Source organism: Phyllobacterium sp. RCAM01083 (genome assembly GCF_055685835.1).
Map to the genome: position 1 here is coordinate 1,155,631 of NZ_JBVFZN010000005.1, position 26,758 is coordinate 1,182,388.

33 protein-coding genes are annotated in these 26,758 nt (G+C 57.6%); 11 read left to right on the plus strand and 22 right to left on the minus strand.

The window, feature by feature from the left end:
- Positions 1-5 precede the first annotated feature (5 nt).
- Positions 6-1,784: an extracellular solute-binding protein gene (locus tag ACZ25R_RS12320; RefSeq protein WP_472462484.1), complete on the minus strand. Its 1,779-nt coding sequence runs from the start codon at positions 1,782-1,784 to the stop codon at positions 6-8.
- Positions 1,785-2,362: 578 nt separating this feature from the next.
- Between ACZ25R_RS12320 and ACZ25R_RS12325 the strand changes: the two genes are divergently transcribed.
- A complete protein-coding gene (locus tag ACZ25R_RS12325; RefSeq protein WP_223613314.1) occupies positions 2,363-2,983 on the plus strand; it encodes an invasion associated locus B family protein in 621 nt (206 codons plus the stop codon).
- A 58-nt stretch (positions 2,984-3,041) separates the two neighbouring features.
- On the opposite strand, the gene hspQ is transcribed toward ACZ25R_RS12325, so the two are convergent.
- A complete protein-coding gene (hspQ, locus tag ACZ25R_RS12330) occupies positions 3,042-3,380 on the minus strand; it encodes a heat shock protein HspQ (protein ID WP_165401825.1) in 339 nt (112 codons plus the stop codon).
- 103 nt (positions 3,381-3,483) lie between these two features.
- On the opposite strand from hspQ, the gene ACZ25R_RS12335 reads away from it, so the two are divergent.
- The 3 genes from ACZ25R_RS12335 (at position 3,484) to ACZ25R_RS12345 (ending at position 6,816) form a co-directional block, all read left to right on the plus strand.
- Entirely contained in the window at positions 3,484-4,428 is a 945-nt protein-coding gene (locus ACZ25R_RS12335) for an AEC family transporter (RefSeq protein ID WP_464660462.1), read from the plus strand.
- A gap of 95 nt (positions 4,429-4,523) precedes the next feature.
- Entirely contained in the window at positions 4,524-5,129 is a 606-nt protein-coding gene (locus ACZ25R_RS12340; RefSeq protein ID WP_472462485.1) for a class I SAM-dependent methyltransferase, read from the plus strand.
- Between the two features lie 340 nt (positions 5,130-5,469).
- Complete coding sequence (locus ACZ25R_RS12345; RefSeq protein ID WP_403174550.1) at positions 5,470-6,816, plus strand: Nramp family divalent metal transporter; 1,347 nt, start codon at positions 5,470-5,472, stop codon at positions 6,814-6,816.
- Here ACZ25R_RS12345 and ACZ25R_RS12350 read toward each other — a convergent pair.
- Positions 6,813-8,012 carry a UbiH/UbiF family hydroxylase gene (locus tag ACZ25R_RS12350; protein WP_472461127.1) on the minus strand — a complete coding sequence of 400 codons (1,200 nt, stop codon included), beginning with the start codon at positions 8,010-8,012 and terminating at the stop codon, positions 6,813-6,815. The two genes, ACZ25R_RS12345 and ACZ25R_RS12350, sit on opposite strands and share 4 nt — an antisense overlap.
- A gap of 162 nt (positions 8,013-8,174) precedes the next feature.
- Between ACZ25R_RS12350 and pcsA the strand changes: the two genes are divergently transcribed.
- The 6 genes from pcsA (at position 8,175) to ACZ25R_RS12380 (ending at position 14,765) form a co-directional block, all read left to right on the plus strand.
- A complete protein-coding gene (pcsA, locus tag ACZ25R_RS12355) occupies positions 8,175-8,927 on the plus strand; it encodes a phosphatidylcholine synthase (protein ID WP_223613318.1) in 753 nt (250 codons plus the stop codon).
- On the plus strand, positions 8,927-9,904 hold the full coding sequence (locus ACZ25R_RS12360) for a quinone oxidoreductase family protein (protein ID WP_464663257.1): 978 nt from the start codon (positions 8,927-8,929) through the stop codon (positions 9,902-9,904). Before pcsA ends, ACZ25R_RS12360 begins: the two co-directional genes overlap by 1 nt.
- Before the next feature lie 140 nt (positions 9,905-10,044).
- The gene (locus ACZ25R_RS12365; RefSeq protein WP_463012995.1) at positions 10,045-11,628 is read left to right on the plus strand and encodes an ABC transporter ATP-binding protein; all 1,584 of its coding nucleotides are present in this window, start codon (positions 10,045-10,047) and stop codon (positions 11,626-11,628) included.
- A complete protein-coding gene (locus tag ACZ25R_RS12370; protein WP_472461128.1) occupies positions 11,628-12,719 on the plus strand; it encodes an ABC transporter permease in 1,092 nt (363 codons plus the stop codon). The genes ACZ25R_RS12365 and ACZ25R_RS12370 overlap by 1 nt, the downstream gene beginning before the upstream one ends.
- A gap of 1 nt (position 12,720) precedes the next feature.
- A complete protein-coding gene (locus tag ACZ25R_RS12375; RefSeq protein ID WP_472461129.1) occupies positions 12,721-13,641 on the plus strand; it encodes an ABC transporter permease in 921 nt (306 codons plus the stop codon).
- 56 nt (positions 13,642-13,697) lie between these two features.
- A complete protein-coding gene (locus ACZ25R_RS12380) occupies positions 13,698-14,765 on the plus strand; it encodes a BMP family ABC transporter substrate-binding protein (protein WP_472461130.1) in 1,068 nt (355 codons plus the stop codon).
- 65 nt (positions 14,766-14,830) lie between these two features.
- On the opposite strand, the gene bfr is transcribed toward ACZ25R_RS12380, so the two are convergent.
- From bfr to ACZ25R_RS12440, 12 genes are all read right to left on the minus strand, one after another.
- Positions 14,831-15,316 (minus strand): bacterioferritin, encoded by a 486-nt coding sequence (gene bfr, locus ACZ25R_RS12385; protein WP_346307026.1) that lies wholly within the window; start codon positions 15,314-15,316, stop codon positions 14,831-14,833.
- Entirely contained in the window at positions 15,282-15,593 is a 312-nt protein-coding gene (locus tag ACZ25R_RS12390) for a (2Fe-2S)-binding protein (RefSeq protein ID WP_223613323.1), read from the minus strand. Before ACZ25R_RS12390 ends, bfr begins: the two co-directional genes overlap by 35 nt.
- Before the next feature lie 423 nt (positions 15,594-16,016).
- Positions 16,017-16,331: a heme-degrading protein HmuQ gene (gene hmuQ, locus ACZ25R_RS12395; protein WP_288191552.1), complete on the minus strand. Its 315-nt coding sequence runs from the start codon at positions 16,329-16,331 to the stop codon at positions 16,017-16,019.
- A 71-nt stretch (positions 16,332-16,402) separates the two neighbouring features.
- On the minus strand, positions 16,403-16,864 hold the full coding sequence (gene rirA / locus ACZ25R_RS12400; protein WP_223613325.1) for an iron-responsive transcriptional regulator RirA: 462 nt from the start codon (positions 16,862-16,864) through the stop codon (positions 16,403-16,405).
- 143 nt (positions 16,865-17,007) lie between these two features.
- Positions 17,008-17,253 (minus strand): hypothetical protein, encoded by a 246-nt coding sequence (locus ACZ25R_RS12405; protein ID WP_105732755.1) that lies wholly within the window; start codon positions 17,251-17,253, stop codon positions 17,008-17,010.
- A gap of 313 nt (positions 17,254-17,566) precedes the next feature.
- Positions 17,567-17,875 carry a hypothetical protein gene (locus ACZ25R_RS12410; protein WP_464660452.1) on the minus strand — a complete coding sequence of 103 codons (309 nt, stop codon included), beginning with the start codon at positions 17,873-17,875 and terminating at the stop codon, positions 17,567-17,569.
- Positions 17,876-17,967: 92 nt separating this feature from the next.
- Positions 17,968-18,207, minus strand: a complete 240-nt coding sequence (locus ACZ25R_RS12415) for a hypothetical protein (protein ID WP_346307029.1) — start codon at positions 18,205-18,207, stop codon at positions 17,968-17,970.
- A 105-nt stretch (positions 18,208-18,312) separates the two neighbouring features.
- Positions 18,313-18,675 (minus strand): putative quinol monooxygenase, encoded by a 363-nt coding sequence (locus tag ACZ25R_RS12420; RefSeq protein WP_463012992.1) that lies wholly within the window; start codon positions 18,673-18,675, stop codon positions 18,313-18,315.
- Between the two features lie 126 nt (positions 18,676-18,801).
- Positions 18,802-18,984, minus strand: a complete 183-nt coding sequence (locus ACZ25R_RS12425; RefSeq protein ID WP_464660449.1) for a hypothetical protein — start codon at positions 18,982-18,984, stop codon at positions 18,802-18,804.
- A 203-nt stretch (positions 18,985-19,187) separates the two neighbouring features.
- Complete coding sequence (locus tag ACZ25R_RS12430) at positions 19,188-19,346, minus strand: hypothetical protein (RefSeq protein ID WP_464660447.1); 159 nt, start codon at positions 19,344-19,346, stop codon at positions 19,188-19,190.
- Positions 19,347-19,540: 194 nt separating this feature from the next.
- Positions 19,541-20,623, minus strand: coding sequence for an alkene reductase (locus ACZ25R_RS12435; protein ID WP_472461131.1), 1,083 nt, complete (start codon positions 20,621-20,623; stop codon positions 19,541-19,543).
- Between the two features lie 72 nt (positions 20,624-20,695).
- Complete coding sequence (locus ACZ25R_RS12440; RefSeq protein ID WP_403174499.1) at positions 20,696-20,848, minus strand: hypothetical protein; 153 nt, start codon at positions 20,846-20,848, stop codon at positions 20,696-20,698.
- 469 nt (positions 20,849-21,317) lie between these two features.
- Here ACZ25R_RS12440 and ACZ25R_RS12445 point away from each other — a divergent pair, with 469 nt between their 5' ends.
- Positions 21,318-21,857: a flavin reductase family protein gene (locus ACZ25R_RS12445; protein ID WP_223613334.1), complete on the plus strand. Its 540-nt coding sequence runs from the start codon at positions 21,318-21,320 to the stop codon at positions 21,855-21,857.
- 4 nt (positions 21,858-21,861) lie between these two features.
- Here the strand turns inward: ACZ25R_RS12445 and ACZ25R_RS12450 are convergent, their stop codons facing one another.
- The 7 genes from ACZ25R_RS12450 to ACZ25R_RS12480 form a co-directional block, all read right to left on the minus strand.
- A complete protein-coding gene (locus ACZ25R_RS12450; RefSeq protein ID WP_223613335.1) occupies positions 21,862-22,107 on the minus strand; it encodes a hypothetical protein in 246 nt (81 codons plus the stop codon).
- Positions 22,108-22,203: 96 nt separating this feature from the next.
- Positions 22,204-22,620, minus strand: coding sequence for an EamA family transporter (locus tag ACZ25R_RS12455; RefSeq protein ID WP_472461132.1), 417 nt, complete (start codon positions 22,618-22,620; stop codon positions 22,204-22,206).
- Complete coding sequence (locus ACZ25R_RS12460) at positions 22,617-23,795, minus strand: GNAT family N-acetyltransferase (protein ID WP_472461133.1); 1,179 nt, start codon at positions 23,793-23,795, stop codon at positions 22,617-22,619. Before ACZ25R_RS12460 ends, ACZ25R_RS12455 begins: the two co-directional genes overlap by 4 nt.
- Positions 23,776-24,594, minus strand: a complete 819-nt coding sequence (locus tag ACZ25R_RS12465; RefSeq protein WP_472461134.1) for an alpha/beta hydrolase — start codon at positions 24,592-24,594, stop codon at positions 23,776-23,778. The genes ACZ25R_RS12460 and ACZ25R_RS12465 overlap by 20 nt, the downstream gene beginning before the upstream one ends.
- A complete protein-coding gene (locus ACZ25R_RS12470) occupies positions 24,581-25,456 on the minus strand; it encodes a fatty acid desaturase family protein (protein WP_464660439.1) in 876 nt (291 codons plus the stop codon). Before ACZ25R_RS12470 ends, ACZ25R_RS12465 begins: the two co-directional genes overlap by 14 nt.
- Positions 25,453-25,806, minus strand: coding sequence for a DMT family transporter (locus tag ACZ25R_RS12475; RefSeq protein WP_464660438.1), 354 nt, complete (start codon positions 25,804-25,806; stop codon positions 25,453-25,455). Before ACZ25R_RS12475 ends, ACZ25R_RS12470 begins: the two co-directional genes overlap by 4 nt.
- Positions 25,803-26,756: an arginase family protein gene (locus tag ACZ25R_RS12480; protein WP_472461135.1), complete on the minus strand. Its 954-nt coding sequence runs from the start codon at positions 26,754-26,756 to the stop codon at positions 25,803-25,805. The genes ACZ25R_RS12475 and ACZ25R_RS12480 overlap by 4 nt, the downstream gene beginning before the upstream one ends.
- Positions 26,757-26,758: the final 2 nt, after the last annotated feature.

Sequence of the window (26,758 nt, forward strand, 5' to 3'; positions counted from 1 at the left end):
TCAACCTATCGTTTGTCAGACCACCACGTCTGAAGCTGGTAGCCGTTGAGAGATGTCTTGTCCGGGTGTTGCAGATGCGCCCAATAGGCAATCCATTGCTCGGGCTGGTAGTAAATTGGCACCATATAATGGCCGGAGATCAGCACTCTGTCGAGGGCGCGCACGATGCTGACAAACTCCGCCTGGCCGTGGACGGCAAGCATCTTGTCAATCAGCGCGTCGACAACCGGGTCGGCAACGCCGGCATAGTTGAAGCTGCCCTCGATGTCCTTCGATTGGCTGCCCCAGCGGGCATATTGTTCGTATCCCGGTGAGAGCGACCCGGAATAGGCACCAAGAATCACATCATAATCAAAGGTTTGCAGGCGTTTCTGATACTGCGCGTCATCGACCGTGCGGATCGTGACCGCGATACCCAGGCGCTCCAGCGTGCGTTTGTAGGCGATACCCAGACGTTCCTCGGCCACGGAGCGGGTCAAAATTTCGAAACTCAGCGGATTGCCATTCGGATCAATCATCTGCTCGTCCTTGATCGCGTAACCGCGGCTGACCAGCAGATCGTAGGCGCGCTTCATTTCCTTGCGGTCGCGGCCCGAGCCGTCCGTCGTGGCCGGCGTGTAGGTGCCATCCATGACTTCGGGAAGAACTGCGTCGGGGTACGGGGCAAGAATGGCGCGTTCGGCTGCATCGGCAGGCTTTCCGAGCGCCGACAATTCCGAGCCCTGCCAATAGCTGGCCAGGCGCTGATAGCGTCCGGCATAGAGGTTGCGGTTGGTCCACTCGAAATCGAACATCAGGGCGAGTGCCTCGCGGACATATCTGTCCTTGAACTCGTCGCGGCGGGTGTTGAAGACAAATCCGTAGACATTGGCGGGCGAATGGGTCTCAAACGTCTTTTTGACGACACGTCCGTCATTGAAGGCGGGGAAGCCGTAGGACGACGCCCACTTGTTCGGGTCGCCTTCCATGAACACGTCAAAAACACCTTTCTTGAACGCTTCGAACTGCGCCTGCAGATTGCGGAAATATTCGACCGTGATCACGTCGTAATTGTTGAAGCCGCGCCGGCTCGGCAAATCCGCCGCCCAGTAATTGGGATCGCGCTTGAAGACGATACGCTGCCCCGGCTGCACCTGTGACACCACGTAGGGGCCGCTGCCAACCGGGATGGCAAGCGGCGACCGGTCAAAATTGTCAGCATCGATGGCATGCTTCGGCAAAACCGGCATCAGCGCGAGAATGAGGGGGAATTCCCGGTTGGCCTGATCATTGAAGGTGATGCGGACGCCGTGCTCGCCGACCTGTTCGATCTTCGAGATCAGTTTCGTCCGCGTGTTGAAGGGCGGGCGCCCTTTCTCCGTCAGGAGATTGAAGGTGAAGATCACGTCATCCGGCGTGACGGGCTGGCCATCGGACCATTTTGCCTTGGGGTTCAGCGTGAATTCAACGAATGTGCGTTCTTCGTTGGTCTCCACCTTTTCCGCCAGCAAGCCATACATGGTGAACGGCTCGTCGGCGCTGCGCTGCATCAGCGTTTCGTAGACCAGATTACCAAATTCGGCATCGCCGAACGTGCCGCGCGCATAGGTGCGCATGCTCTTGATCAGAAAGGGATTGAGACTGTCGAACGTGCCGACGACACCATAGGTTATCGAGCCGCCCTTGGGCGCATCGGGATTCACATAGGGGAAATAGGGGTAATCAGCGGGCAGGGCAGGCTCGCCGCGCATGGCGATTCCATGTTTTGGCTCGGCAAGGACCGCGCTTGTCATCGAACAAGTCATGGTCAGCAGGGCCAGAATCTGGAAACTTTTCTTCAGCATCGTCTCAACCTTGTGGTCCCTTTGGCGGGATTTTCCTTTGATTCGCCCACGAGATTACCATCTCATGACGATTCTGCGGCCAAAGGGGTGTAATCATCTTCCTGAAATGACAACAGAGCTAGGGTCAAGACCCATTAATCTGGTCGAAATGGTATGAGGCCATTGTTCGGTTACAAGGAGCAAAGGCGAAGGCAATGTGGTTCATTGTCAAGCCTTTGCGACGATGAAGCCGGACAAGTGGACCATATCCTCCGGACGCCGAAACGGCTGCAAGCTGCTGTGTCGAGCCGCTCGGCCGGGGGAAAGACCCCGCCCTTCGCGTCTCTCCTCGCATCTTCTTGCCGTTTCAGGCGCCATTTCGATCATGTTAATGGGGCTTGACCCTAAAAGTAGTCTGGATTTGCATTAACATGCAGTGTAACACGGCGTTCGAGACGAAGGGTCACTCTGTTGCCTCATTTGGTAACCAATCCAGAGAAAGCAATTCTAAGTGATCAAGTTACACTTCGGATAAGTGCGCTGAAAGGAACCAGTTGACCATGTCCAACCCGAAGACATTCGCTGCAACCGCATCCATCGCGGGTGCAATTGCATTACTCGCCGCCGCGGCAGTACCAGCATCAGCCCAGCAGCAGAGAACGCCGCAGGGTTGGTTCAAGGTTTGCTCCAAGCAGGAAGAAAACGACATCTGCAACACGCAGAACATCGTGACCGCCGATAGCGGCCAGCTTCTGACTGCCGTCAACCTCATCGAAATCAAGGGCAAGGTCAATCGCAAGATTTTCCAGGTTTCCGTGCCGACCGGCCGTCTGATCGGTCCAGGCGTTGGACTGCAGATCAATGGCGGCAAGACGCAGAAGATCGATTTCGCCATCTGCTTCCCGGATCGCTGCATTTCGGAAGTCGCCATGTCGGATGAACTCGTCGCTGCCTTCAAGAAGGGCAATCAGCTGACGCTGACTTCGGTCAACTTCCAGAACAAGCCAAATCCGATCACCGTTGCGCTGACCGGTTTCAGTCAGGCGTTTGACGGCCCCGGCCTGCAGCAGTCGGAAATCGAAGATCGCCAGAAGACGCTTCAGGAAGAAGTCCAGAAGCGCCAGAAGGAATTCGAAGACAAGATGAAGGCCGAGCAGGCGAAGGCTAAGGCCGGAAACTGATCGAACCATCGACACGAAAAAGGGACGCTTTGGCGTCCCTTTTTTATTGCGCCGTTTCTCAGTTGATATGCGGACTTTTGACCCGGTAGACACCGTTTAGCGGCTTGTCGAACATGTCCTTGATCTGCGGATGCCGCAGGGGAACGCCGGAAGTATCGGCGACAAGGTTCTGCTCGGAAACATAGGCCACATACTCGCTGTCGGCGTTCTCGGCAAAGAGATGGTAAAAGGGCTGGTCGCGGCTCGGCCGGATATCTTCGGGAATGGATTGATACCATTCTTCGGTGTTGTTGAATTCAGGATCGACATCGAAAATTACGCCGCGAAAAGCGAATATCCGGTGGCTTACAACCTGCCCGATCTGAAATTTTGCGTGGCGTATTTGTTTCATCATCATCATTCATTATAGATATCAGAGACATACCTGTCTCCATCAAATCGTGCGAGCATCGATGGCGTCCTGCCATTTCCGGTCGCGTTCCCAACAGTCAAAGCTTGTCATGCTCAGCGTTTTCAATCTCGTTCTCCCCTTTTTCGGCCTGATCTTTCTGGGATTCCTGGTTGCCCGCATCAGCCGTCAGCCGCTGGAGGCGTTGGGATGGATGAACGTTTTCATTGTCTATGTGGCGTTGCCGGCACTGTTTTTCCAGATCCTTTCAAAGACACCTGTCGCTGAGCTGACTCAGTGGGCCTTTATTATTGGCTGCACCGCATCAACACTTTGTGTTTTTCTGGTGATGTTCGGCTTTGCTTTTTTCAGAACGCGCAAAATAGACGAAAGCACCATTCAGGGGCTCGCCGCCGCCTATGGCAATATCGGCTATATGGGGCCGGGATTGGCCATCATGGCTTTCGGCGCACCCGCTGCCGTACCGGTTGCCCTGATCTTCTGTTTTGACAACACGCTGCATTTTGTCATGGCGCCCCTCATGATGGCGTTGTCCGGCAAGGACAAGCGCCGCCCGCATGAACTGGCGGTCAGCGTGCTCAAGAAGATCTTCCTGCACCCCTTCATCATCGCAACCATTCTGGGCGTCGCGGCTGCCGTCGCCGGGTTCGAACCGCCTGCGTCCATCGACAAGCTCATTGATCTGCTGGCCAAGGCCGCCGCACCCTGCGCGCTCTTTGCCATGGGCGTCACCCTTGCCTTGCGCCCCCTGAAGCGGGTGCCGCCGGAACTCTATCTGATTGTCCCGATCAAGCTGGTTTTCCAGCCATTGCTTATTTACGCCATCCTTCACCTTGCCGGCGATTTCCCGCCGGTCTGGGTGTACACGGCCATGCTGCTGGCGGCGCTGCCGACGGCAACCAATGTTTTTGTCATTGCCCAGCAGTACGGTGTCTGGGTCGAACGGGCTTCAAGCAGCATCCTGGCAACCACGCTGTTTTCGGTCGTGACCCTGACCCTGTGGCTTTACGTGATGACGCACGGCCTCATTCCCTGATAAGGAACTGCAGGTCACCCGGCGAGCGGCCGGGCCGTGGCCGTGTTGCCGGAGCGCTTTTGACCATAGATCGTGCGGAATTCATTCAGGCGCATATGCCTGTCATGGCTGTCCCGGCAGTTCCGGAAATTGTGCTTCACGGCGCCACGCCTGCGAGCGGATTGCGCCGCCTTATCGCCTCCGATGCCAATCCCGATCCCGAACCACCATACTGGGCCTATCACTGGGCGGGCGGTGCAGTGCTCGCCCGTTATTTTCTTGATCATCCGGGGGCCGTGAAAGGGCAGCGCGTGCTGGATCTTGGATCGGGTTCAGGGATTGTTGGCATAGCGGCGGCAAAGGCAGGTGCGATGCATGTGACCGCCGCCGAAACAGACGGGAATGCCATTGCCGCGCAACAGCTCAATGCCGATCTCAATGGCGTCAGGTTGATATCGATGCATGCGGATCTGACGGCTGGCCCGGCAATGGATGTCGATCTGGTTGCTGTTGGCGATCTGTTTTACGCGCCCGATCTCGCGCAGCGTGTTCTGCTTTTCCTCGATCGCTGTCTTCTGGCGGGCGCCAAGATTCTTATCGGCGATCCCGGCCGGGCACATCTTCCGCACGACCGGCTCCGGCTCATCGCGGAATATGCGGTGCCGGATTTCGGGCAAGTGACGGACGCAAAAGTGAATGCCGGTGTTTTTGCACTGATCTGAGGTGATGCCTGCAGGTTTTGTCTGTCGCAGCGCCTGTGTTTTCCAGACAATGAAGGCATGATCATTGTGCGTGGTTCGACAAGCTCACCATGAGGGAGGTGCGGGCTGCACGCCAATCGTGAACGTTGCAGAACATGGCTCCCTGCAATCCTCACTTTCCCTCATAGTGAGCTTGTCGAACCACGCACAAAACGTCCTGCAGGCTTTTCGAGCGCTCCCGGACATGACGGCGTCTTTCCCTCCCAATGTGGGCTGTTTCGTCGCAGGAAGCCGGCCCTTGTAGGCAAAGGCTTTCTGTGTACTATTGCGAATGATTTGCAATTGCGATTAGAGGTATTTCATGGATTCCTTGCGGCAGGCAGCCGATACGGACGAAGGCTGGCGGCGCGAACGGGGTGATGCATCGCTTTCGGATGTGCATCGCTCAGTCGCTGTCAGGACAGCGGGACCGGGTTGGCGCAGGGCCGCAGCCTTTGTGGGGCCGGGCTATCTGGTTGCCGTGGGCTACATGGATCCGGGAAACTGGGCGACATCGCTCGCCGGTGGGTCGAAGTTCGGCTACACGCTGCTTGTTGTCGCGTTGGTCTCCAACATCATGGCCGTGGTCCTGCAGGCGCTTTGCGCGCGTCTGGCGATCGGATCGGGCAGGGACCTGGCGCAGGCATGCCGCGATGCCTTTCCACGGCCGGTTGCCTATACGCTCTGGTTCATGGCGGAGCTTGCCATCATTGCCACGGACATTGCCGAAGTCATCGGCACCGCGATCGGCCTCAACCTGATTTTCGGCATTCCGCTCGAACTCGGCGTCCTCATCACCGCGCTTGATGTCTTTCTGATCCTCTATCTGCAAAAGCTTGGCTTCCGCTGGGTGGAAGCGCTGATCATCACGCTGCTGGGCGTGATTGCGCTGTGCTTCGGCATCCAGATTTTCCTCGCGGATCCCGATTGGGCCGCCGTGATCAAGGGTTTTGCCCCGACAACGGAAATCGTCACCAACCCGGAAATGCTCTATCTCGCGCTTGGCATTCTCGGCGCGACGGTGATGCCGCACAATCTCTATCTGCACTCCGGCATCATCCAGACGCGCGATTACGGCCACACCACGCCGGAAAAGCGTCAGGCGCTGAAGTATGCCACGTGGGACTCCACCATTGCCCTGACCTTTGCCCTGGTCATCAATGCGGCGATCCTGATCCTTGCCGCCGCGACCTTCAACAAGACGGGGCGGACCGAAGTGGCGGAACTCGGCGAAGCGCATTCGCTGCTCGCGCCGCTCCTCGGCTGGGGTTTCGCCCCGACCCTGTTCGGTATCGCCTTGCTGTGCTGCGGCATCAACTCGACGGTGACGGCGACGCTGGCCGGACAGATCGTGATGGAAGGCTTTTTGAAAATCAGGCTGGCGCCCTGGCTGCGCCGGTTGATCACCCGTGCCATTGCCATTGTTCCAGCGGGGGCGGTGACCGTCTGGTACGGCGACAGCGGAACGGCCAAGCTTTTGATCCTGACACAGGTCGTGCTCAGCCTTCAGCTTTCCTTTGCCGTATTCCCGCTGGTCATGTTCACCGCCAGCAAGACCAAAATGGGTGTGCTGGTCTCGCCGAAATGGCTCACGGTGCTTGCCATGATCATTGCGGTGGTGATTGCAGTGCTGAACATCAAGCTGCTGCTGGATTTTGTCCTCGTTTAGGCGCGCTTTCCTTCCCGGCGCGGCCAGCGAAAGCCGCTGCCGGGGCGCAGACCCTCACGCATGAGAAAACTGCGCAGCGGCGAGAAGGTGCGGAGCAGTTCCAGGCCGCCGCTGCGGACCATCTGCACAGGCAGGAAGTCCGACAGCAATGACCGGTTCAGCGCATCGACTGCGCCGGTGCGGGCGAGGATATCCGGGCTGCGCTTGCGGTTATACGCTGAAACAACCGGCGCAGCGCCAAGATCGCTGCCATCGGCGGGCAGGGTATCAAGCAGTGTTTCCACGTCCCGGACGCCGAGATTCAGTCCCTGCGCGCCGATGGGCGGAAACACATGCGCCGATTCGCCCGCCAGAAACACGCGGTTGCGGGCAAAGGCGTTCGGGACGAGGCCGGACAGCGGCCAGGCCTGGGCTTCGACATCGATGGTGACGGCGCCGAGCATGGACTGCATGCGTTCCTCGACGCGGACCGCCAGTTGTTCCGCGTTCAGGTCCAGAAGTTCCGCCGCATGGGCGGGTGTCGTCACCCAGACGAGGCTTGACCGTTTCCCTGCCAGCGGCACCTGCGTGAACGGGCCATGCTCCGTGTGAAATTCCGTTGAAATATCATGATGATCGCGCGTGTGGCTGAAGCTGAGCACCACCGCAGTCTGGTTGTACTGCCAGGTGCGCGCGGAGATACCGGCCGCTTCCCGGGCCAGGGACGAGCGGCCATCGGCGGCAATAACGATGTTGGCCGTGAACACCGAACCATCACTGGCTTCGACCGCCATGGCATTGTCCACCGGATGATAGTGGGTTGCCGACGCGGCGACATGGCGGACCGGCGATTGCTTCAGCGCATTGCTGAGCGTTTTGGTGAGCGCGGCATTGGGAATGTTGTAGCCAAAGGCGTCTTCGTCGATCTCGGAGGCTTCGAATGTCACCACAGGGCTTCTGACCAGCCGGTTCGTGCCATCGAGAATGCGCATGGATCCGATGGGCGCGGCATGCGGCGCAATGCTGTCCCAGAGACCGATCCGCTGGAGAAAACGGATAGCGGGCATCATCAGAGCCGTCGTGCGCTTGTCCGTGCCGGTGGGGATAACGCCGAGACTGATGACGTTTTCAAGGTGCTGACCAAGGGCAATGGCGGCAATCAGGCCGACATGACCGGTTCCTGCAACAACAATGGGATCCGTTCGGGTGCTGGTCATCATCTGTCTCCGCTTCCAAGCCGTTTTGGCTTTCAACAGTTTATATCAGGAACATTGCTTGCGCTTTGGGTCGTTTTCAAGAAAAGCTGCTCGCAAATCGTTTGTCCTTGGTAACATATAGCGACAAGCGGATCAGTATCATGCAGCAGATTGGCGCGGACCGTGAAAAAACCAACTTTGCCCCGGGGCGTTAAACCCAAAAAAGTGACGGCACCACAAGCCAAGGCCTTCTCGGTGCATTTGCTGACCGCCTCCGGTTCCTTCCTGGCGTTCCTCTCGGTGGTCGCGGCCAGCGAAGGAAGCTGGACGGCCATGTTCTGGTGGCTGGGGCTGGCGCTGTTCGTTGACGGCATCGATGGGCCGATCGCCCGCAAGCTCGAAGTCAAATATGTGCTGCCCAACTGGTCAGGCGAGCTGCTCGACAACATCATCGACTACATGACCTATGTGCTCATCCCGGCCTTCGCGTTGTATCAGCGCGGCTTCATGGGCGAGGGCCTGTCCTTTCTGGCGGCGGCGATCATCGTCGTATCCAGTGCGATCTACTATGCCGATACGGGCATGAAGACGAAGGAAAACTTCTTCAAGGGCTTTCCGGTTGTCTGGAACATGCTGGTGTTCACCCTGTTCATCGTCAAGCCCGGCGAATGGGTGGCATTTGCCATTGTCCTCGGTGCCGCCATCGTTTCATTCCTGCCGATCTATTTCCTGCACCCGGTGCGCGTGCAGCGCCTGCGGCCGCTGAATCTCACGATTTTCTTCCTGTGGTGCGCTTTCGGCGTACTTTCGCTGTACCAGCATCTGGATTCGCCCCTCTGGGTGCGGGTCGGTATTTCGGTCACGGGCATCTACCTGTTCCTCATCGGTGCGGTGATGCAGGCATTTCCCAATCTTGGACGGACGGAGAAGGCATGATGGTCAAGGCAATTCGCATTCATCAGACGGGTGGTCCTGAAGCGCTGGTCTATGAAGATGTTACCGTCGGTGAGCCAGGCCCCGGCGAAGTGCGCATGCGCAATGAGGCCATCGGCTTGAATTTCATCGATGTCTATTTCCGCACTGGCCTCTATCCGTCGCCCGGTGGTCTGCCGCTCATTCCGGGCAATGAGGGCGCGGGCGTCGTGCTCAGCGTCGGTCCTGGTGTTACCGACGTGAAACCGGGCGATCGCGTCGCCTATGTCAATCCGATCGGCGCCTATGCGGAGGAACGCATCATGCCGGCGGACCGCCTGGTCAAGGTCCCGGACTCCATTTCCTTCCAGCAGGCCGGTTCGATGATGCTGAAGGGCATGACGGCCTATTATCTCCTGCGGGAAACCTTTCCGGTCAAAAAGGGCGACACGATCCTGTTTCATGCCGCTGCCGGCGGTGTCGGCCTCATAGCCGGCCAGTGGGCCAAGCACCTTGGCGCGACGGTCATCGGCACCGCCGGTTCAGACGAGAAGGTGAAGCTGGCGCTCGAGAACGGTTTCGACCATGTCATCAACTATCGCACGGAGAACTTTGTCGAACGGGTGAAGGAAATTACCGGCGGAAGGGGTGTCGACGTGGTCTACGATTCCGTCGGCAAGGATACATTCGACGGATCGCTGGACTGCCTGCGTCCGCGCGGCATGCTCGTCTGCTTCGGCCAGTCATCCGGTCCGGTTGCGCCATTCGATCTCGGCATCCTGTCGCGCAAGGGCTCCCTCTACCTGACGCGGCCGACATTGTTCGTCTATGTCGCGGCGCGGGCTGCGCTTGAAAATGCAGCGCGTGCGCTTTTTGACCTGGTGGAAAGCGGCGTGGTGCGCATCGATATCGGTCAGACCTATGCCCTCAAGGACGCGGCGACGGCGCATCGCGATCTTGAAGCGCGCAAAACGACGGGGACTACGGTGCTTATTCCTTAAGCCGCTGAAAATGATGCTCGAATAATGTGCGCAAAAGGCCGCAACCTCTGGTTTTGCACTTCCCAAATCGATGCTGCCCGACATAGGATCGGAAATGGTTAGGGGCACCTCAGAATAATCGTCCTGGGCCGTGGGGAACTATGACAAGCATAAGCGATAAGAACGGGGCTGGGCATCCACTTCTGGAAGCAACCGGGCTCACCAAAATTTTCGGCTCTCTGAAAGCCTGCGACGGGATCGACCTGACAATCGGCACCGGAGAAATTCACGCCCTCCTGGGGGAAAACGGCGCTGGCAAATCCACGCTGGTCAAAATGCTGTTCGGCGCGCTGCAGCCGACTTCGGGTGAGATCGGCTGGAAGGGCAAAGCGGTTGCCGTCGCCAATCCGGCGATGGCAAGATCGCTCGGCATCGGCATGGTTTTCCAGCACTTTTCGCTTTTCGATGCCTTGACTGCCGCCGAAAACATCGCGCTGTCGCTCGACGAGAAAACCGACCTCAACACCATCGCCGCAAAGGCGCGGGACATCGGCCGGACCTATGGTCTGCCGGTTGATCCCGATGCGCTGGTCGGTGATCTTTCCGTAGGCGAACGCCAGCGTATCGAGATTATCCGCTGCCTGCTGCAAAATCCCGACCTGATCATTCTCGACGAACCGACATCGGTGCTGACGCCGCAGGAAGCCGACCTTTTGTTTGTCACGCTGGAGCGGTTGAAGTCGGAAGGAAAATCGATCCTCTATATCAGCCACAGGCTCGAGGAAGTACGGCGGCTGTGCGACCGGGCCACGGTGCTACGCCACGGCAAGGTTGTCGGCCAGTGCGATCCGCGCCAGGAAACCGCAAGTTCTCTGGCGCGCATGATGGTTGGCAGCGACATCCATGTCATAGAGCGCCGCCCAAACGCGGCGCCAGCAACCCAATCGGCACTGATTGAAGTCAACGGCCTGTCGCAGAAGCCGCGCGGCCCGTTTTCCGTGCCGCTGCATGATATCCGGCTGGCCGTCAATCCGGGCGAAATTCTTGGCATTGCCGGTGTCGCCGGCAACGGACAGGGCGAACTGTTCGAAGCGATATCCGGCGAAGTGCTGCAGGAACGGCCGGACATTGTCCGTATTCGCGGCAGGGACACCGGACGATCCGGTATCTCCGCGCGGCGCAGGCTGGGCGCTGCCTTTGTGCCGGAGGAGCGTCTTGGGCATGGCGCGGTTCCCAATATGTCGCTGACCGACAATCTGCTGTTGTCCCGCTACGCCACCGATGGAAAAGTCTTCCTCGGCGGCGGCCTGTTGCGGCTGCTCCAGCAATCCAGCCTTGCCCTTGCGGCAAAGCGGATCGTCGCACAGATGGACGTTCGTAAAAGTGCGGAAAACCCAGATGCATCAGCGCTTTCCGGCGGAAACCTCCAGAAGTTTCTGATCGGGCGCGAGCTGGACCGCAACCCAGCCGTTCTGGTGGTCAACCAGCCGACATGGGGTGTCGACGCCGGCGCTGCCGCCCATATAAGGCAGGCGCTCGTCGATCTTGCGCGCAGCGGTTCCGCCGTGATCGTGATCAGCCAGGATCTCGATGAACTCTTTGAAATCTCCGACCGGATTGCCGCCATGGTGCATGGGCGCCTGTCGCAATCGGTCCCGATTGAAGCGATGAACATGGAACGTGTCGGTTTGATGATGGGCGGTGCCGATACCGCGTCGGCCCATGCAAGTGCAGGGGCGGCCTGATGCGTGTCGAATTGGTCAGACGTCCGCAACATTCGGCGCTGTTCAGTGCGCTGTCGCCGTTCATCGCCCTGTTCCTTACGCTGATTGCCGGCGCCATCCTGTTTGCGCTGCTTGGCAAGAACCCGGTTTCGGCGCTCTATTCCTATTTCGTCGAGCCGTTGACCGAAATCTGGTCCTGGCATGAGCTGCTGGTGAAGGCGGCACCGCTGATCCTGATCGCCGTGGGGCTGTCCGTCTGCTTCCTTTCCAACAACTGGAATATCGGCGCGGAGGGGCAGTTGATCATGGGCGGGATCGCCGGATCGATCCTGCCGGTGGTTTTTCCGGATTTTCAGGGCTGGTATGTCCTGCCGATGATGCTGCTGCTGGGCATGGCAGGCGGGATGGCCTATGCGACCATTCCGGCGTTCCTCAAGGTGCGGTTCAACACCAACGAGATTCTGACGAGCCTGATGCTGGTCTACGTGGCGCAGCTGTTCCTCGACTGGATCGTGCGCGGCCCTTGGCGCAACCCGCAGGGTTTCAACTTTCCTGAAACGGTGCAGTTCAACTCCAGTGCCATCCTTCCCGAGATATGGGCTTCGTCGGGGCGGGCGCATTGGGGTTTTGTTCTCGCGATTGTCGCCGCACTCCTTGTCTGGTTCATGCTGTCGCGCACGCTGAACGGCTTTGAAATCAAGGTGCTGGGGCGCAGCGCGCGGGCAGGGCGTTTTGCCGGTTTCAGCGCCGGGCGCCTGACATTCTTCGCGTTCCTGGTCTCCGGGGCGCTGGCGGGGCTGGCCGGGATTGCCGAGGTTTCCGGTGCAGTCGGCCAATTGCGCACGACGATCTCGCCCGGCTACGGCTTTACTGCCATCATCGTTGCCTTCCTTGGCCGTCTTAACCCGCTTGGCATTGTCGCCGCAGGGCTGGTTCTGGCGCTGTCCTATCTCGGCGGTGAAGCGGCACAGGTTTCGCTCGGCATTTCCGAGAAATCGGCGCGCATCTTCCAGGGCATCATCCTGTTCTTCGTGCTGGCAAGCGACACGCTCATTTATTACCGCATCCGCTTCGTCACCCGGCACAGCGACGCCGCAGCAAAGGGGGCATGACATGGGCATGTTCGAAGCCATTCTCCTGACGGTTGCCACAGCCGCAACGCCCTTGCTGATCGCTGCCATGGGCGAACTGGTGGTGGAACGCTCCGGTGTGCTCAATCTCGGCGTCGAGGGCATGATGATCATGGGTGCTGTTGCCGGCTTCGGCGTTGCGCAGCTCACCGGATCGGCATGGCTCGGCATGTTCGCAGCCATTCTGGCCGGGGCTGCCTTTTCGCTGCTGTTCGGTTTCCTGACGTTGACGCTGGTGACCAATCAGGTGGCGACGGGACTGGCTTTGACGCTGCTGGGGCTGGGCGCTTCCGCCATGATCGGCGAAAGTTTTGTCGGGCTGCCCGGCGTGCGGATGCAGTCCCTGAATATTCCGATGCTGACGGATTTGCCGGTCGTCGGGAAATTCCTGTTCGGACAGGATCCGATTTTCTATATGTCGATCCTTCTGACCATCGGCGTCACATGGTTCCTGTTCCGCACCCGCGCCGGACTGACATTGCGCGCTGTCGGTGACAATCATACCTCGGCGCATGCGCTTGGCGTGCGGGTCATTCGGGTGCGTTATCTCGCCGTGATGTTCGGGGGCGCTTGCGCCGGGCTCGCCGGTGCGCAACTATCGCTCGTCTATGTGCCGCAATGGGTGGAAAACATGACGTCGGGCCGGGGATGGATCGCGCTTGCACTGGTGGTGTTCGCCTCGTGGCGGCCATGGCGGATTCTGGCGGGCGCCTACCTCTTCGGCGCGGTCACCATCGGCCAGCTGCACGCCCAGGCGCTTGGCATCGGCATACCCTCGCAGTTCATGTCGTCGCTGCCTTATCTGGCAACGATTATCGTGCTTGTTCTGATTTCGCGGAACAAGCGGCTGACCCTGATGAATACGCCGACATCCCTCGGCAAACCCTTCGTGCCCGACCGCTGAGCAGCCGGGCGAGAATAAAAGACAAGGCTTTTGGTTTAACAGAGAGGTGAACACGAATGAAAAAACTGCTTATGGCGCTGTCCATGGCTGCCAGCTTTGCCGTTGCGGGCGCGGCCCATGCCGAAGAGAAACTGAAGGTCGGCTTCATCTATATCGGACCGCCCGGTGATTTCGGCTGGACCTACCAGCACGATCAGGGCCGCAAGGAGATGGAAAAGGCGCTTGGCGACAAGGTCGAGACGACCTTCCTCGAAAGCGTGCCTGAGGGTGCGGATGCCGAGCGCTCCATCGAGCGTCTGGCGCGTGCCGGCAACAAGCTGATCTTCACGACCTCATTCGGCTACATGGATGCGACGATCAAGGTTGCGCAGAAATTCCCGAATGTGAAGTTCGAACACGCGACCGGCTACAAGACGGCCGACAATGTTGCCGTGTACAATTCGCGCTTCTATGAAGGCCGCTACGTACAGGGCGTGATTGCCGCCAAGCTGTCCAAGGTTGGCGTTGCCGGCTATATCGGTTCATTCCCGATCCCCGAAGTGGTGCAGGGCATCAACTCCTTCATGCTGGGTGCGCAGTCGGTCAACCCGAACTTCAAGGTCAAGGTGATCTGGGCCAATGCCTGGTTCGATCCGGGCAAGGAAGCCGATGCTGCCAAGGCTCTGGTCGACCAGGGCGTCGATATCATCACCCAGCACACGGATTCCACCGCGCCGATGCAGGTTGCCGCGGAGCGCAAGATCAAGGCATTCGGCCAGGCTTCCGACATGATCAAGTTCGGCCCGGAAACCCAGCTGACCGCCATCGTCGACAATTGGGGCCCTTACTACATCGAACGGGCCAAGGCCGTGATCGATGGCACATGGAAGACCCACAATGTTTTCCACGGCATGCATGAAAACCTCGTGGTGATGGCGCCCTACACCAACATGCCTGACGATGTGAAGAAGCTGGCCGAGGAAACCCAGGCCAAGATCACATCCGGTGCACTGAAGCCCTTCACCGGCCCTGTCAAGAAGCAGGACGGCTCCGAATGGCTGAAGGCTGGTGAAACCGCCGACGACAAGACCATTCTCGGCATGAACTTCTACGTTGCCGGCGTGGACGACAAGCTGCCGAAATAAGGTTTGCCGCGATACAAATGAAAAGGGCGCCCATGGGCGCCCTTTTTGTGAATGCGATGGGTCGCTTATTCAGCGGAGTCGGCTGGCGCCGCATTGAGCTGACCATAGTTCTCGACGCCGATGCGCTTGAGAAGGTCGAGCTGGGTCTCGAGGAAATCGATGTGGCCTTCCTCGTCCTTCAGAAGCTCGTCAAAGAGTTCCTTGGTGACGTAGTCGCCCACTTCCGCGCAGATCTCGCGCGACTTCTTGTACGACTTCACAGCGTCATATTCGCCGGCCAGATCGGCTTCCAGAACTTCCTTGATGTTCTGGCCGATGCGCAGGGCGCCAATGGACTGCAGGTTTGGATGGCCTTCGAGGAAGATGATGCGCTCGATGATCTTGTCAGCGTGCTGCATTTCCTCGATGGATTCGGCGCGCTCCTTCTTGGCGAGCAGCTTGTAACCCCAATCGTCCAGCAGGCGATAATGCAACCAATACTGGTTGACCGCTCCCAATTCGAGGAAAAGTGCCTCGTTAAGCCGCTCGATGACCTTTTTGTCGCCTTTCATGCCGTGAACTCCCGTATTCGTGACGCAATGCCCGCACACGATCGATAAACGAGACAGCATCAGAATCGTTTGAACCGTGGCGGAGGTGATATTCTTCCGTCACCTTTATGATGGTTTCAACGACGTTTGGGAAGCAGCCACAGCAGCGGCCACGCTTCTGCATGGCGTGGTAGACTTTTGCCGGGACAATCAGTTGCCACGGGTCAGCATCGAGAAGTTCAGTGATAGTATTCTCGATTTCTTTCTGGGTGATGATATTGCAATGACATACGAGCATGTTGTCTAAGCGCCATATTCATAAGAATAAATACCCGCAAATCCTGACAGTTTTACGATGTCAGAACTTCTCCTGATGACAGGATGGGTGGCGCTTTGCAGAAATTGGCCCGGAAACATTGTTCCGCAACCTGGAAATACTTTCGAACCAGACAAGGGTTCCTCCAATCGCAAGGGTTCAAGGCCCTAACATTAAAGGTCATGCGTTATTCGCAATACTGATCCTATAAGACTGGTTTGTCCGAATTCTGTCAAATGCCGGCCGCTGAATATGCCGTGATATCAATAGCTTGGAATAATTCTAAACTGGGAAAATAACATAACCAATTCAATCATATTTCGTCGATTTTGCCGTCCTGACCGGCAAAATGCATCGCCGGCCACGCATGTGTCAAAACGTCTCATTTGTCGCAAAAAGACTAAATCAGGCACCCTCGACCACGGAAAACCCTTCGAATTGCGGGTGTCCGATGTAACTCGGCTTGGTATCGCCCGCATTGCGATGGGCTGCGCGGAAATGTTCGGACTGAGTCCATGCGGTGAAATCCGCCTGGGTCCGCCACACGGTGTGCGATGCGTAGAGGGTGTAATTCTCTTCCTCGTTCCGGGCACCGCGCAGCAGGTGGAATTCGACAAAGCCGGGCACCGAGGACAGCCGGGAGTCGCGTGACTTCCACACGGTTTCAAACGCGTCTTCGGAGCCCGACTGAACCTTGAAACGATTCATGGCGATGTACATGGCGCAACTCCATTCATGCGGATTGTGGTTGGCGAGCGATCCCCGGGGCCGGTCACCCCAAGAGAATTCTGTCAGCTCGCCGTGGCGAGGCGGGGTGCCAGATTGTCGATGCCGAGGAGGGCGCGCACGTCTCTCGTCTTGACGATATCATCGATGGAATACTGGGCGAGCACCTCGAAGAAGGCATTCAATGCCTTGCGCAAGGCGGCATTCAGGCCGCAGCTGTCAATCAAGGGGCATTCCGCGGCATCGTTCTCAAAGCACTCTGCCATGGCAAAATTTTCTTCGGTCACGCGCACCACGTCGAAAAGGGTGATGTCCTTGGCAGGCTTGCCGAGTTTCACGCCGCCATTGCGACCGCGCACGGTTTCAATGAAACCATTTTCAACGAGCGGCTGCAGGATCTTGAACAGGAAAAGCTCGGAGACTGTGTAGGCGTGCGCAATTTCGGCGATCCGGCTCAGATTGCCATCATTGGCGGCACAATACATCAGAATACGAATGGCATAATTGGTCTGTCTGGTCAGTCGCATGGGAATATCTCTCTCAACCCGAAATCAGGTCATGCTATGGGAACGAGACGCTACTTTAGAATTATTCTTGATAAAGTAAATAATAATATGAACCTAAGTTTCATATTTTCCAATGGTGCGTTGGAAGGCCGGGTCAGGCGTGATCAGCGAACCAGAACGACGATCGATGCCGTAATGAAAGCAGCAGCCACAAGCAGCAGGAAACCATAGACACGCGGCTTGTCAAACAGGACGGCAAATCCGGCGGCCCAGACAACGATGGCAGCGGCCAATGCGTAGAGAAATCCAGCTTTATGGACCCAAGCGATATGGACGGCCATCAGGCCGCCAATGATAAGGGCACCGAATACGACCATCAAAGCCAGTGCGTATTTCTCGAAATTGTCCATTCAGGCAGCTCGCTCTCAACACCCCATCCTGGAATCGAAGGGGCTCAGTCTCAATGTAAAACCTCATCCAACCCGATCAAGGCTGTATTCCTGTCTTTCATAGATGTTCCGTCCCACGGGTGCAACAGATGACACGCTAAAGTCTCGCCATAAGGGTGCGGCTGATGCAAAAAGACAATAAAAAAGGCCGGGAATTCCCGACCTTTCCGAATTCGGCTCGACACCAGTGCCAGTACATCCGTGGTCAAAGACGGAGCCGAATTTCTGCAGGTGATGTAGGTGGCCGCATCGCCCATTTCAAGGGCAGGGGCATTTACCGGCGATAGGCGCTCAAACCGGCGAGCAGACCGATCCCGGCAATTGCTGAGATAACAGCAACCGTGATCAGGGGATTTTCCCTGGCCTTGTCTGCCACGACCTGCGCTTCGTCACCGACAAACCGCGCGGCCTTGCGGCCATGCCGCCTGACCGAATGGTAGGTCGCGTTCGCCTGATCGAGCAGATCATAACCCTGGTCGGACAGGGATTGGGTTATCCCTGAAAGCTCCTTGCGCAATGCGGCGATCTGGCTTTCCAGATCCTCTTCGGCTGCGTCGCGGGCTTTGGATATATTCGTTGCCATTCCGGAATTCCTTTCATCGATACTAGGGAATAACGGCGGCGGCAGCATTTGGTTCCAGAACGCCCGCCCGGCAGTCAGACAGGCGAGGCCAGTCAGTTCCAGCAGCCGTGCGATTGTCCATTGAGATTATGGGAATCGATGTCTATTCCGGCCGAGAAATCATTGCGGGCGAGGTAGACGGCTGTTTCCGGCTTGATGCGGATCTTGTTCCAGCCGGCACAACTGGTTGGACCGGACGCTTTCGATGTCTCATCCATCCAGCGCATGGCACCGCAATTGCTGATGGTCAAAAGACAGGGCAAAAGCATGGCCAGTGCCAGTTTGTTTTTCACAGGAAACCTTCTTGTAGCCGCGGCAGGGACAGAGAATGGAAAAGTGCTGGAATTGTTCATCGCATATTTCGATGCCCGACGACATTCGACGTTAGGCATAGCTCCTCAATCATCATTGCTGGCATTCAGTTCCATGGTGGTCATGCCGTCGGCCGGCTTGGGGCTCAGCGACTTGGCCAGGATCAGCCGGCTGGATTTGAGCAATGGTGCATTGGCGGCACGCACTTTCGCCATGCGCGGATTGTTTTCGTGGGCGGTAACCGCCGCTTCATTGGCATAGAGTTCGTTGACCATGACCTTGTTGGCAATGGGGGTGCCGTCCCGCGCAATGGGTTTGATGACCTCGAACCGCAGGCAGCCCGGTTCCTCATCCAGTGTTTTGCGCGCATGCTCGCGAATGAGCGTGATGAATTCCTCTTCGCGACCCTCATGGGTCTCGAATTCTACGATAATTGTGAGTTCGGTCATGAAACTTCGCCTCCCGCGTTCATTCTGCCGTTCTATCAGCGGCCTCCTGACAAATCCAGACAGAAGCATAGCCAAGGCATTGTAAAGTCTGGATTTGGACGGGATGGATAGGCGGAAGGCTGCCTGCTATCGCCGCACGGTGGCGGAGACCAGGAGAATGGCACCGATCACGATTGTGACGAGACCAATATACAGCCAGCGCGTCTGGCCGACCATAAAACTGCCGCCGAGGATGCTCAGGCCCTGCAACGCCCAGACGGTGCCCATGATGATCAGAAGCAAGGCGACAATCGTCAGAACGATTTTCATAGCGGTCATCCTTACAAGCAAAACCCCTGCCTAAACGGAAGGGGTTTCACGGGTTGAGGCTTGATTTGGCTCTAACAAACTGGACTCTGGATAAAAATATCACGCATCGTTTCAGTGCGGCGCAGGCTCAAGGTACCGCTACACTCAACTTAGCAAAAGTTTAACATAGCCAGCTTTCATTTCAAAGAAAGAATGGCCGGAGCTCAGTTCACTTTTGCTTTCAGGCGGGCGATCTCTTCTTCCATTTCCCGGATGCGCTCCTCCAAGGCATTGATTGCCTTGAAGACGGCAATCCCCATGCTCTTGAAATCACCGCGATGGATTGCAGTCTCGATGGCTTGCTTGGCGCTATCAATGGACATTGCTTCCTCCGTTTCGATTGTGTGAACCGCAATGCTAAAGAAAAAAGCCCAATCCTCAAGGGGTATGAGGATTGGGCTGTGTTGGCTTGTGGGGGAAAGCCAAGACTGGTTGGGGTTACCAGTACCCGCACAATGCGTCAGCGAAGGATTGGTTCCACGCGGAGCGAAAAATATTCCGGTTCCTGCCGGCGCTTTCAATCGTCAACAAGTTCAAGGCTCGGATAGTCCGTATAGCCCTTGGCGTCGGTGGTATAGAATGTCGATTTGTCTGCCGCATTGAGCGCGGCATCGGTACGCCAGCGCTGCGGAAGATCCGGATTGGCGATGTAGGCTTCGCCAAAGGCAACCAGATCGGCGCCGCCATTGGCCAGCACGGCTTCCGCGTGTTCGCGCCTGTAGCCGCCTGCAACGATCAGCGGACCATGAAATGCTGCCCGGATGGCAGGCGCAGCATCAGCTTGTCCATCGGGCACAACGGCTGGTGCCACAATGTGCAGATAGGCAAGGCCAAGAGGCTGGAGCTGGGCGGCTATCGCGGCGAAATGCGCAACGGGATCGCTGTCGCTCATGCCCTGAAAGGGATTGGTCGGCGAAAGTCGAACGCCGATGCGGCCCGCCGGCCAAAAGGCCTTCGCCGCTTCGATGATTTCACGCAGGAAGCGGAAGCGGTTTTCCACCGAACCGCCATAGCCGTCGGCGCGGACATTGCTGCCATCGCGCAGAAACTGATCGACGAGATAGCCGTTGGCACCGTGAATTTCGATGCCGTCAAACCCGGCATTTTTTGCACGCGCCGCAGCATGGGCGAATTCACCGACAATCCCGGCGATGTCATCGGGAGAGAGTGCCTGCGGCTCGACATAGGGCTCAGGACCGCTCGCCGTATAGATTTTTCCGGCAGCCGCCAGGGCTGAAGGACCGACGGGCCAACGGCCATCCCGCAATTGCGAGGGAAGGGCGGCTCTGCCCATATGTGACAGCTGGACAAAAATCCGCCCGCCCGCTGCGTGCACGGCGTCTGTTACCAGGCGCCAGCCGGCTTGCTGCGCGTCGTTGTAAAGGCCCGGGCGGGTTGGCACATCGATACTGCTGTGCGGATCGATTTCCGTCGACTCCGTGATGACAAGCCCGGCGCCGGCGCGCTGCGCATAATAGAGAGCATTGAGGCTGCCGGGTATTTTCCCGTGCAGCGCGCGGTGGCGCGTCATCGGGGCCATGACGATCCGGCTTGGCAGCGTGAGATCACCGATTGTCAGCGAAGAGAAAAGGGAAGCCATGGGATCGTCCGCTCATCTGGATCATGCGGGAAGGTATGGGAATAATCGCCTGAACGGCATCCCGATCTTGGATCATGCCGGCAGGAGATTAAACAACGCGGCCAGATGGAATGCAAAGGCAACGGCGAAAATCACCGCAACAGTCATGCGGTCTCTGTTTTTGAAGAGACGCCGGAATGCCTGAGCTGGCGCAACGCGGGTGGTCGTGTAGTCAGTGGACGCCATCAGATTCGTTCTCTCCATGCGGGTGGTGCCAATCATCGGGCATTCGATAGACGATTAACACGATAGAGATTACTATTTTGATGGCCTCCTGGGTATGATTTTGTCTCAAAATGCCAATGACTGGAAATAAGTTCTCCTCTCCGTCTGTTTTCGTCCTTCGTGGACAAAATGACAGTGCTGCCTGTGCGGTGGCTTGGCGCTGGTTCCGGGGACTCACTGCTGAGCCATTCCGGCGCGCGTAGCACCATCAATCCCCAGCTCTCCGGTCGTCATTGCAGACGTTTTGGATTTGGTTTCTCGAAATAGCCAAAAAACGCAAAACAAAATTGCCGAATGGTCGCAGGTTGAGCAAAGCACAATCTGGTTTGTCGCTATACGTATGTGCTGCAATGCAGGGGTGAATGGCCGTCCGATCGAACGACCCGCCTGCCAGAGTGATCCCCAAGATGATCCAATGAATGAGGAAAAAATGTCCGTCTTTCAGACCGGGGCGCGTGCCGCCCAGCATGAATTGACCGTGGAAGCTGACTTGTTCAAGGATTCCATGCGCCACCTTGCGGGTGCCGTGAGCGTTGTCACCGTCGGACGCGGCAACGACCGCACGGGGTTTACCGCTACGTCTGTTTCATCCCTGGCCATTGACCCGCCTTCGGTGATTGTCAGTCTCAACCGGGATTCGTCATCCTGGCCGGTCCTGCAGCGCCATGGCAGTTTCTGCGTGAATGTTCTGGCGCATGACCAGCGGCACGTGGCTGACAGCTTTGCGGGGCGTGGCGGGCGCAAGGGTATAGACCGCTATCTGGATGCGGAATGGCAGGAACTCGCCACGGGAACCCTGGCGCTGAAGAATGCCCTGACAGTGCTTGACTGCGAGCTCGACGATGCCATCGAGCGGCATTCGCACGGCATTCTCATCGGCCGGGTGCGCGCTGTCACGTTACGCCGGAATGCTGAACCGCTGCTCTACTGGCATGGTGCATACCGGCACATCACGCAGCCGGTCGAGTGATCAGTCAGGTGACGATGGCGGCAATCGAGCAGCCCACAAGGACTATCGTGGCCAGGAGAATCAAGCCGTACAGTTTTGGCTGATTGAAAACGACGGCAAAGCCCAGAAAAAACCCGGTGCAGGACGCGCCGAGTGCAAACAGAAATGCCGGCTGGTCATTGCTTGTGATCGAAAACGCCATCAATCCGGCAAGAACCAGCACGCCAAATGCTATGAAGATCCAGGTGGCAAAAGTTTCGTAGCGATCCATAGGTCCTGACCTTCGCGGTGCATGCGGTCTTGTCATGGCAGATTACATCGAAATATGGACACGCAGTCAAACATCATTGGCAGCTCTATCTTCCGCCTAACGCAATTTATGGGGTATAGCGCCGGACAGTGACGGTTCCGAGTCCTTTCGCTCCCCCGATGCTGTTCCAATCAGCCAGACCCCGATCAGAATCAGCGTGCTGCCGATAATCTGCAGCGGCGTGATGTCCTCCTGGAAGATCAGCCAGCTGGTCGCCAGGATCATCACATAGCTGATACCGGTCAGGGGAAATGCCTTGCTCAGGTCGAGCTGGGCCAGCGCTTGCAGCCAGAAAACGAAGCAGATGACTTCGGCGGCAATGGCTGCGAGCATCCAGGGCGACGTGGCGGCGTGGATCAACCAGGCCATATTAAAGCCAAGCCCGGTCATCTGTTCCGCCGCAAGCTTGATGAAAACCTGAAACAGGGTGTTGAAGAGGGGTATGGCAAACCAGACGAGATTGATCGGCTTCATGCGGCGTCCTTCAGCGTTTCATCCGCAGCGAAGAGCGGCGAAGCCAGCCGCAATGCCCATTGAACGACCGGATTGCGGTGCTTGAAATACATGGTGTTGCGCGTGAGCTGGCTGCCGAGACGAATCTTGTTCTCGTAATAGGCCTGCCCGCTCTGATACCGGGTCATCCCATGTGCCAGGCAATGGCGCAGATTGGTGAACCAGCTCAGGTAGTAAAGGTTGTAGGCGCGGCCTTCGGCGCTGTTCATGCAGAAGAACTTGTCGATCAGCGTGTTGCCGTCATGCACGAGCAGATTGGCGGCCAGGAGCTGGTCGCCGGCGTAGTAGAAGGTGCAGAACGACCGGCCCTGCATCCGGCGCAGGACGCCGTCGAAATAATCTGCGGTCAGTTCTTCAAACTGCCATTCACTGCGATTGCGGGTGTCGTGGTAGAGCGCCATGACCTGCGGCAGCATCGTTCCGAAGTCGGATCGATTTTCAATCCGGATCTTTTCGAATGACTTCATCTTCCGGCGCATATCCTTGCGGGTGCCGGAGGAAAGACGCGCCATATAGGTTTCGATGGAGTCGAAATTGATGTCGAGCCAGGCCGTCGGCAACCCCGGAATGCCCGCGAAGGCACGGTCGGAGAAGACAGCGCCAAAGGCGGCCGTGGTTGGCTCCGGTACGTCCTTGATACCGATCAGCGAACAGCCATTCGCCTTGGCGTATTGCTCAAATCCAGACAAGACCAGCGAAAACAGCTCGGCCTTGCGCTGGTCCGGCAGATCGGGATGAAAGCCCGTGACGCCATTCTCGGTGCATGGAGAGCCAAGACAGGCGAGCTTCAGCGTCAGGAAGCGCGAATAGCTTTGCCGTATGCGGCGCAGAAACTGGCGCAGGCGGCCTTCTTCCAATGTCGTATCCAGCTGATAATCGGTCAGGAACGCCGGCATGGCCGCCAGCAGCCGCCCGTTCTCGACGACCGTGACATAGCGGAAGGCAAAACCGGCGATACCGGCTTCCTCGATGGCGAGTAGGCAGTCATAATCCTCGACTTCCCCGGCAAAGCACATGTTCCATGCTTCGTGGCCGATATCACGGATGGAATCGAACACGCGCGTCTGCGCCACCGCCGGGATTGCCGGCGATGCGGCCGTCTGAGGCAGGAACTGATCATGCATAGGCTGGTGCATTGTTTGCCTCGAAGAATTCCGCCGTGTAGTCACCGACCTTTTGACGCTGCCGGTCCACGTGGATCATATGGTAGCTGTCTTCGATCCATTTCAGCTGATGCGGCCCGCCAATATGGCGGCTGATGTAGCGCGCATGTTTCGGGCTGCTCAGATCGTCTTCCGTCGCATGCAGGATCAGTGTTGGCGTTTGCATCTGCGGCAGGGTCTTTTTCAGCTCTTTGCCCAGACGGTACATCTCGACGATGCCCTTGCCGGGGAATTTGTCGATGACGCCTTCCGCTTCCATGCTTTCCATCATGCGGCGGATGCGTTCATCCTTGATACCGAGCGCCGATGTTTCGCTGAAATTCAGCCGGGCAACGGACGGGATATACGACAGGAGTTCGATGAACGGCGACAGCAGCCAGTAATAGTGCGGCACGTTCCAGCCGTCATAATGGAAGCAGGGCGAATAGATCGCGACCGCCTTGATGCTGTTCGGATTGCGGTGTGCCGCCATCATCGACAATTTGCCGCCGATGCAGATGCCGGCCGCAAATGTTTCATTGTTGTAGGGCGCGAATTTTTCCGTCGCTTCCTCGACGCTGTGCAACCAGTCCTGCCAGCGCGTTTGCGTTAGGGTTGCCATGTCAACGCCATGCCCCGCCAGAAGCGGAGCATAGACGCTGTATCCCTTGCGATTCAGCTGTCGCGCCAGCATTTTCATTTCTGCCGGGGCACCCGTCAGTCCATGAACAAGCAATACGCCTTTGCCATTCGAGCCTTCGAGGAAATAGCTCAATCCATCAGACATCTGCATCGATCATATCCGGGTTTCTGTTTTCCTTGGCCATGAAGCCCAGCGCATGGCAGGTGCTGATGACGTGGACGCCAGCCTTGTCCTGGTCTTCCTTGATCTTCTCGTGGAAGGTGCGCAGTTCGGTCCAATGGGTCTTCGGACGATAGTGGTGCTCGGCATGGTAGCCGTTGCCGAACCACAGCCAGTTGTAGAAGCGGTTATGGCTGCTGACGCCCCAGGCGATGGGTTCTTCCGGATCGCCGTTGAGGTGCTCGTAATAGCCGTTGAGCGAGGAGAGGCAATTCCCCAGATAGTAGAAGGGAACGAAGAACAGCATCGCCTTCCAGTCATAGAGGAAGCCGATCGCTGCCAGACCCAGGAAGGCATAGAGTTCGAAACGGCCCCATTTGGCGTCAAACGGGCGGTTCTTCGAGATGGCCTTGTGAATATCGCCGAGGCTGTCGCGGAAGAAGCTCAGGAACGTATAGCTCCATACGTTCTCCGGTTCGCCATTCTTGCCATGGCGATAAATCGACAGCCAGTCGATGGTTTCACCCTTTTCGTTCGGACGGTCGCTGTTGCCCGAGTGATGGCGCATGTGAATCCAATGATAATAGGTCTGCGAAAAACCGATCGTGATCGATTCGAGCAGGCTGAAGGCATAATTCATCGCACGCGGCTTGAAGTAGGGCGTGTGGATGAAATTGTGCGAAATGCTGTTGATGTTCCACGAGATCGATACTGCATAGAACCCGCCCAGAACGAGCGACAGCCACAGAGGGCGGCTTTCGAAGCCGACAACCAGATAGATATTGAAGAGAAGGTGAGCGATGGCTGCCAGAACAGGCGCGATATCCCACCTTGTATGAGCGAAGAGTTTCATAATCCTGTTGCTCCTACACAAGCCACACCGGCTGTGATGAACAGCACACCGGCTGCGTGGCGAAGGTTGATTTGTTCTTTGAATATCCATGCTCCGGCGAGCACGATGACGACATAGCTCAAGGCCATGAGCGGAAAGGCAATCGACAGCGGCACGTGTTCGAGCACGATCGTCCAGCCGACCAGTTCGAGAGCCCAGAAGAGGACGCCGAGCCAGGTCATGGGTTTGACCAGGGCTGCGGACAGCGTTTCGTTGTCGGCGGAATGTTTGAAACAGACTTCCCGTGCGGTCTCCGTCAGCACGCAGAACGCGATCAGGGCCAGCATGGCAGGGGTGAGGGTGCCGGTCATCCCATGGCCTCCGACAGGACTTCCAGCAATGCATGGTTCGCAGCACTGTTGATATTGGTTGTGAGCACCGGGTCGGGCGTCGTGTGCGGCTGGTCGATGAAGATTTCCGCACGCTTGGTGAAGCGCGTCCACAAGTTCCCGGCATAGGACGGCGTCGAATAGTCACCGGTCACGTCGGCACCGATAATCCGGTGACGCTTGCTGATCTCGGTGATGAGAGACAGCACATAGGGCAGACGCATGCGTCCCTGGTCCCAATTGGTGATGGCATCATCGTGCACCAGCACATCCTTATCGATGGTGAGGTACACGGCCTCGGTCTTGATGCGCGACAACAGCTGACCGATGAAATTGTCTTCACCGATCTCCGAGATTGTCTTCCAGCTCAAGACACCGTTTTTCTGCTCATAGCTGGCACCACTGCCATACTCCTTGCGGACCCGGCTTGGCGCATGGCTATAGGGATAAAGTTCCAGCTGTCCCTGCTGCAGCAGGGACAGGTTGGCACCCTTGCGTTCGGGATTGGTCAGATCGTCGCTGCACACACCGATTGTCACGATCTTTTCAAGGCCGGGATGCTGCAGGGCGCGGTTGATCCACGAGCCGCAGTGCATTCCGTTGCCGAAATGCACCCAGTCCGGATGATTGTCGAAGTGAATGAGCGTTGCCGGCCCCGGATTGTTTTCAAGGGCGGCCGCGACCAGAAGGGCAGTGACATGGTGGAAATCGCCCGATCCCATGAAACACAGATGCGGCTTCTTCTGATCGCCAGCCATTTGCCGGGAAAGACAGCCGTCGAGCGCATCGATGGCCGTCTGGTGGCCCCACAGACGAACCATCAGGCCGTGGTCTTCCGCGTGGATCTGGCGCGCGCCGGTTCGCATACAGGCGCGCACGAAGTCGGGTTGCAACTCCAGCGCATCATCAAGGTGAAGAAGGAGGAGTTGCATCC

Excerpts from the sequence above, each read along its gene's own strand:
- ACZ25R_RS12320 (WP_472462484.1), bottom strand. The coding sequence starts at position 1,784 with ATGACTTGTTCGATGACAAGCGCGGTCCTTGCCGAGCCAAAACATGGA.
- ACZ25R_RS12325 (WP_223613314.1), top strand. The coding sequence starts at position 2,363 with ATGTCCAACCCGAAGACATTCGCTGCAACCGCATCCATCGCGGGTGCA.
- hspQ (WP_165401825.1), bottom strand. The coding sequence starts at position 3,380 with ATGATGATGAAACAAATACGCCACGCAAAATTTCAGATCGGGCAGGTT.
- ACZ25R_RS12335 (WP_464660462.1), top strand. The coding sequence starts at position 3,484 with ATGCTCAGCGTTTTCAATCTCGTTCTCCCCTTTTTCGGCCTGATCTTT.
- ACZ25R_RS12340 (WP_472462485.1), top strand. The coding sequence starts at position 4,524 with ATGCCTGTCATGGCTGTCCCGGCAGTTCCGGAAATTGTGCTTCACGGC.
- ACZ25R_RS12345 (WP_403174550.1), top strand. The coding sequence starts at position 5,470 with ATGGATTCCTTGCGGCAGGCAGCCGATACGGACGAAGGCTGGCGGCGC.
- ACZ25R_RS12350 (WP_472461127.1), bottom strand. The coding sequence starts at position 8,012 with ATGACCAGCACCCGAACGGATCCCATTGTTGTTGCAGGAACCGGTCAT.
- ACZ25R_RS12360 (WP_464663257.1), top strand. The coding sequence starts at position 8,927 with ATGGTCAAGGCAATTCGCATTCATCAGACGGGTGGTCCTGAAGCGCTG.
- ACZ25R_RS12365 (WP_463012995.1), top strand. The coding sequence starts at position 10,045 with ATGACAAGCATAAGCGATAAGAACGGGGCTGGGCATCCACTTCTGGAA.
- ACZ25R_RS12370 (WP_472461128.1), top strand. The coding sequence starts at position 11,628 with ATGCGTGTCGAATTGGTCAGACGTCCGCAACATTCGGCGCTGTTCAGT.
- ACZ25R_RS12375 (WP_472461129.1), top strand. The coding sequence starts at position 12,721 with ATGGGCATGTTCGAAGCCATTCTCCTGACGGTTGCCACAGCCGCAACG.
- ACZ25R_RS12380 (WP_472461130.1), top strand. The coding sequence starts at position 13,698 with ATGAAAAAACTGCTTATGGCGCTGTCCATGGCTGCCAGCTTTGCCGTT.
- bfr (WP_346307026.1), bottom strand. The coding sequence starts at position 15,316 with ATGAAAGGCGACAAAAAGGTCATCGAGCGGCTTAACGAGGCACTTTTC.
- ACZ25R_RS12390 (WP_223613323.1), bottom strand. The coding sequence starts at position 15,593 with ATGCTCGTATGTCATTGCAATATCATCACCCAGAAAGAAATCGAGAAT.
- hmuQ (WP_288191552.1), bottom strand. The coding sequence starts at position 16,331 with ATGTACATCGCCATGAATCGTTTCAAGGTTCAGTCGGGCTCCGAAGAC.
- rirA (WP_223613325.1), bottom strand. The coding sequence starts at position 16,864 with ATGCGACTGACCAGACAGACCAATTATGCCATTCGTATTCTGATGTAT.
- ACZ25R_RS12405 (WP_105732755.1), bottom strand. The coding sequence starts at position 17,253 with ATGGACAATTTCGAGAAATACGCACTGGCTTTGATGGTCGTATTCGGT.
- ACZ25R_RS12410 (WP_464660452.1), bottom strand. The coding sequence starts at position 17,875 with ATGGCAACGAATATATCCAAAGCCCGCGACGCAGCCGAAGAGGATCTG.
- ACZ25R_RS12420 (WP_463012992.1), bottom strand. The coding sequence starts at position 18,675 with ATGACCGAACTCACAATTATCGTAGAATTCGAGACCCATGAGGGTCGC.
- ACZ25R_RS12425 (WP_464660449.1), bottom strand. The coding sequence starts at position 18,984 with ATGAAAATCGTTCTGACGATTGTCGCCTTGCTTCTGATCATCATGGGC.
- ACZ25R_RS12430 (WP_464660447.1), bottom strand. The coding sequence starts at position 19,346 with ATGTCCATTGATAGCGCCAAGCAAGCCATCGAGACTGCAATCCATCGC.
- ACZ25R_RS12435 (WP_472461131.1), bottom strand. The coding sequence starts at position 20,623 with ATGGCTTCCCTTTTCTCTTCGCTGACAATCGGTGATCTCACGCTGCCA.
- ACZ25R_RS12440 (WP_403174499.1), bottom strand. The coding sequence starts at position 20,848 with ATGGCGTCCACTGACTACACGACCACCCGCGTTGCGCCAGCTCAGGCA.
- ACZ25R_RS12445 (WP_223613334.1), top strand. The coding sequence starts at position 21,318 with ATGTCCGTCTTTCAGACCGGGGCGCGTGCCGCCCAGCATGAATTGACC.
- ACZ25R_RS12450 (WP_223613335.1), bottom strand. The coding sequence starts at position 22,107 with ATGGATCGCTACGAAACTTTTGCCACCTGGATCTTCATAGCATTTGGC.
- ACZ25R_RS12455 (WP_472461132.1), bottom strand. The coding sequence starts at position 22,620 with ATGAAGCCGATCAATCTCGTCTGGTTTGCCATACCCCTCTTCAACACC.
- ACZ25R_RS12460 (WP_472461133.1), bottom strand. The coding sequence starts at position 23,795 with ATGCACCAGCCTATGCATGATCAGTTCCTGCCTCAGACGGCCGCATCG.
- ACZ25R_RS12465 (WP_472461134.1), bottom strand. The coding sequence starts at position 24,594 with ATGCAGATGTCTGATGGATTGAGCTATTTCCTCGAAGGCTCGAATGGC.
- ACZ25R_RS12470 (WP_464660439.1), bottom strand. The coding sequence starts at position 25,456 with ATGAAACTCTTCGCTCATACAAGGTGGGATATCGCGCCTGTTCTGGCA.
- ACZ25R_RS12475 (WP_464660438.1), bottom strand. The coding sequence starts at position 25,806 with ATGACCGGCACCCTCACCCCTGCCATGCTGGCCCTGATCGCGTTCTGC.
- ACZ25R_RS12480 (WP_472461135.1), bottom strand. The coding sequence starts at position 26,756 with ATGCAACTCCTCCTTCTTCACCTTGATGATGCGCTGGAGTTGCAACCC.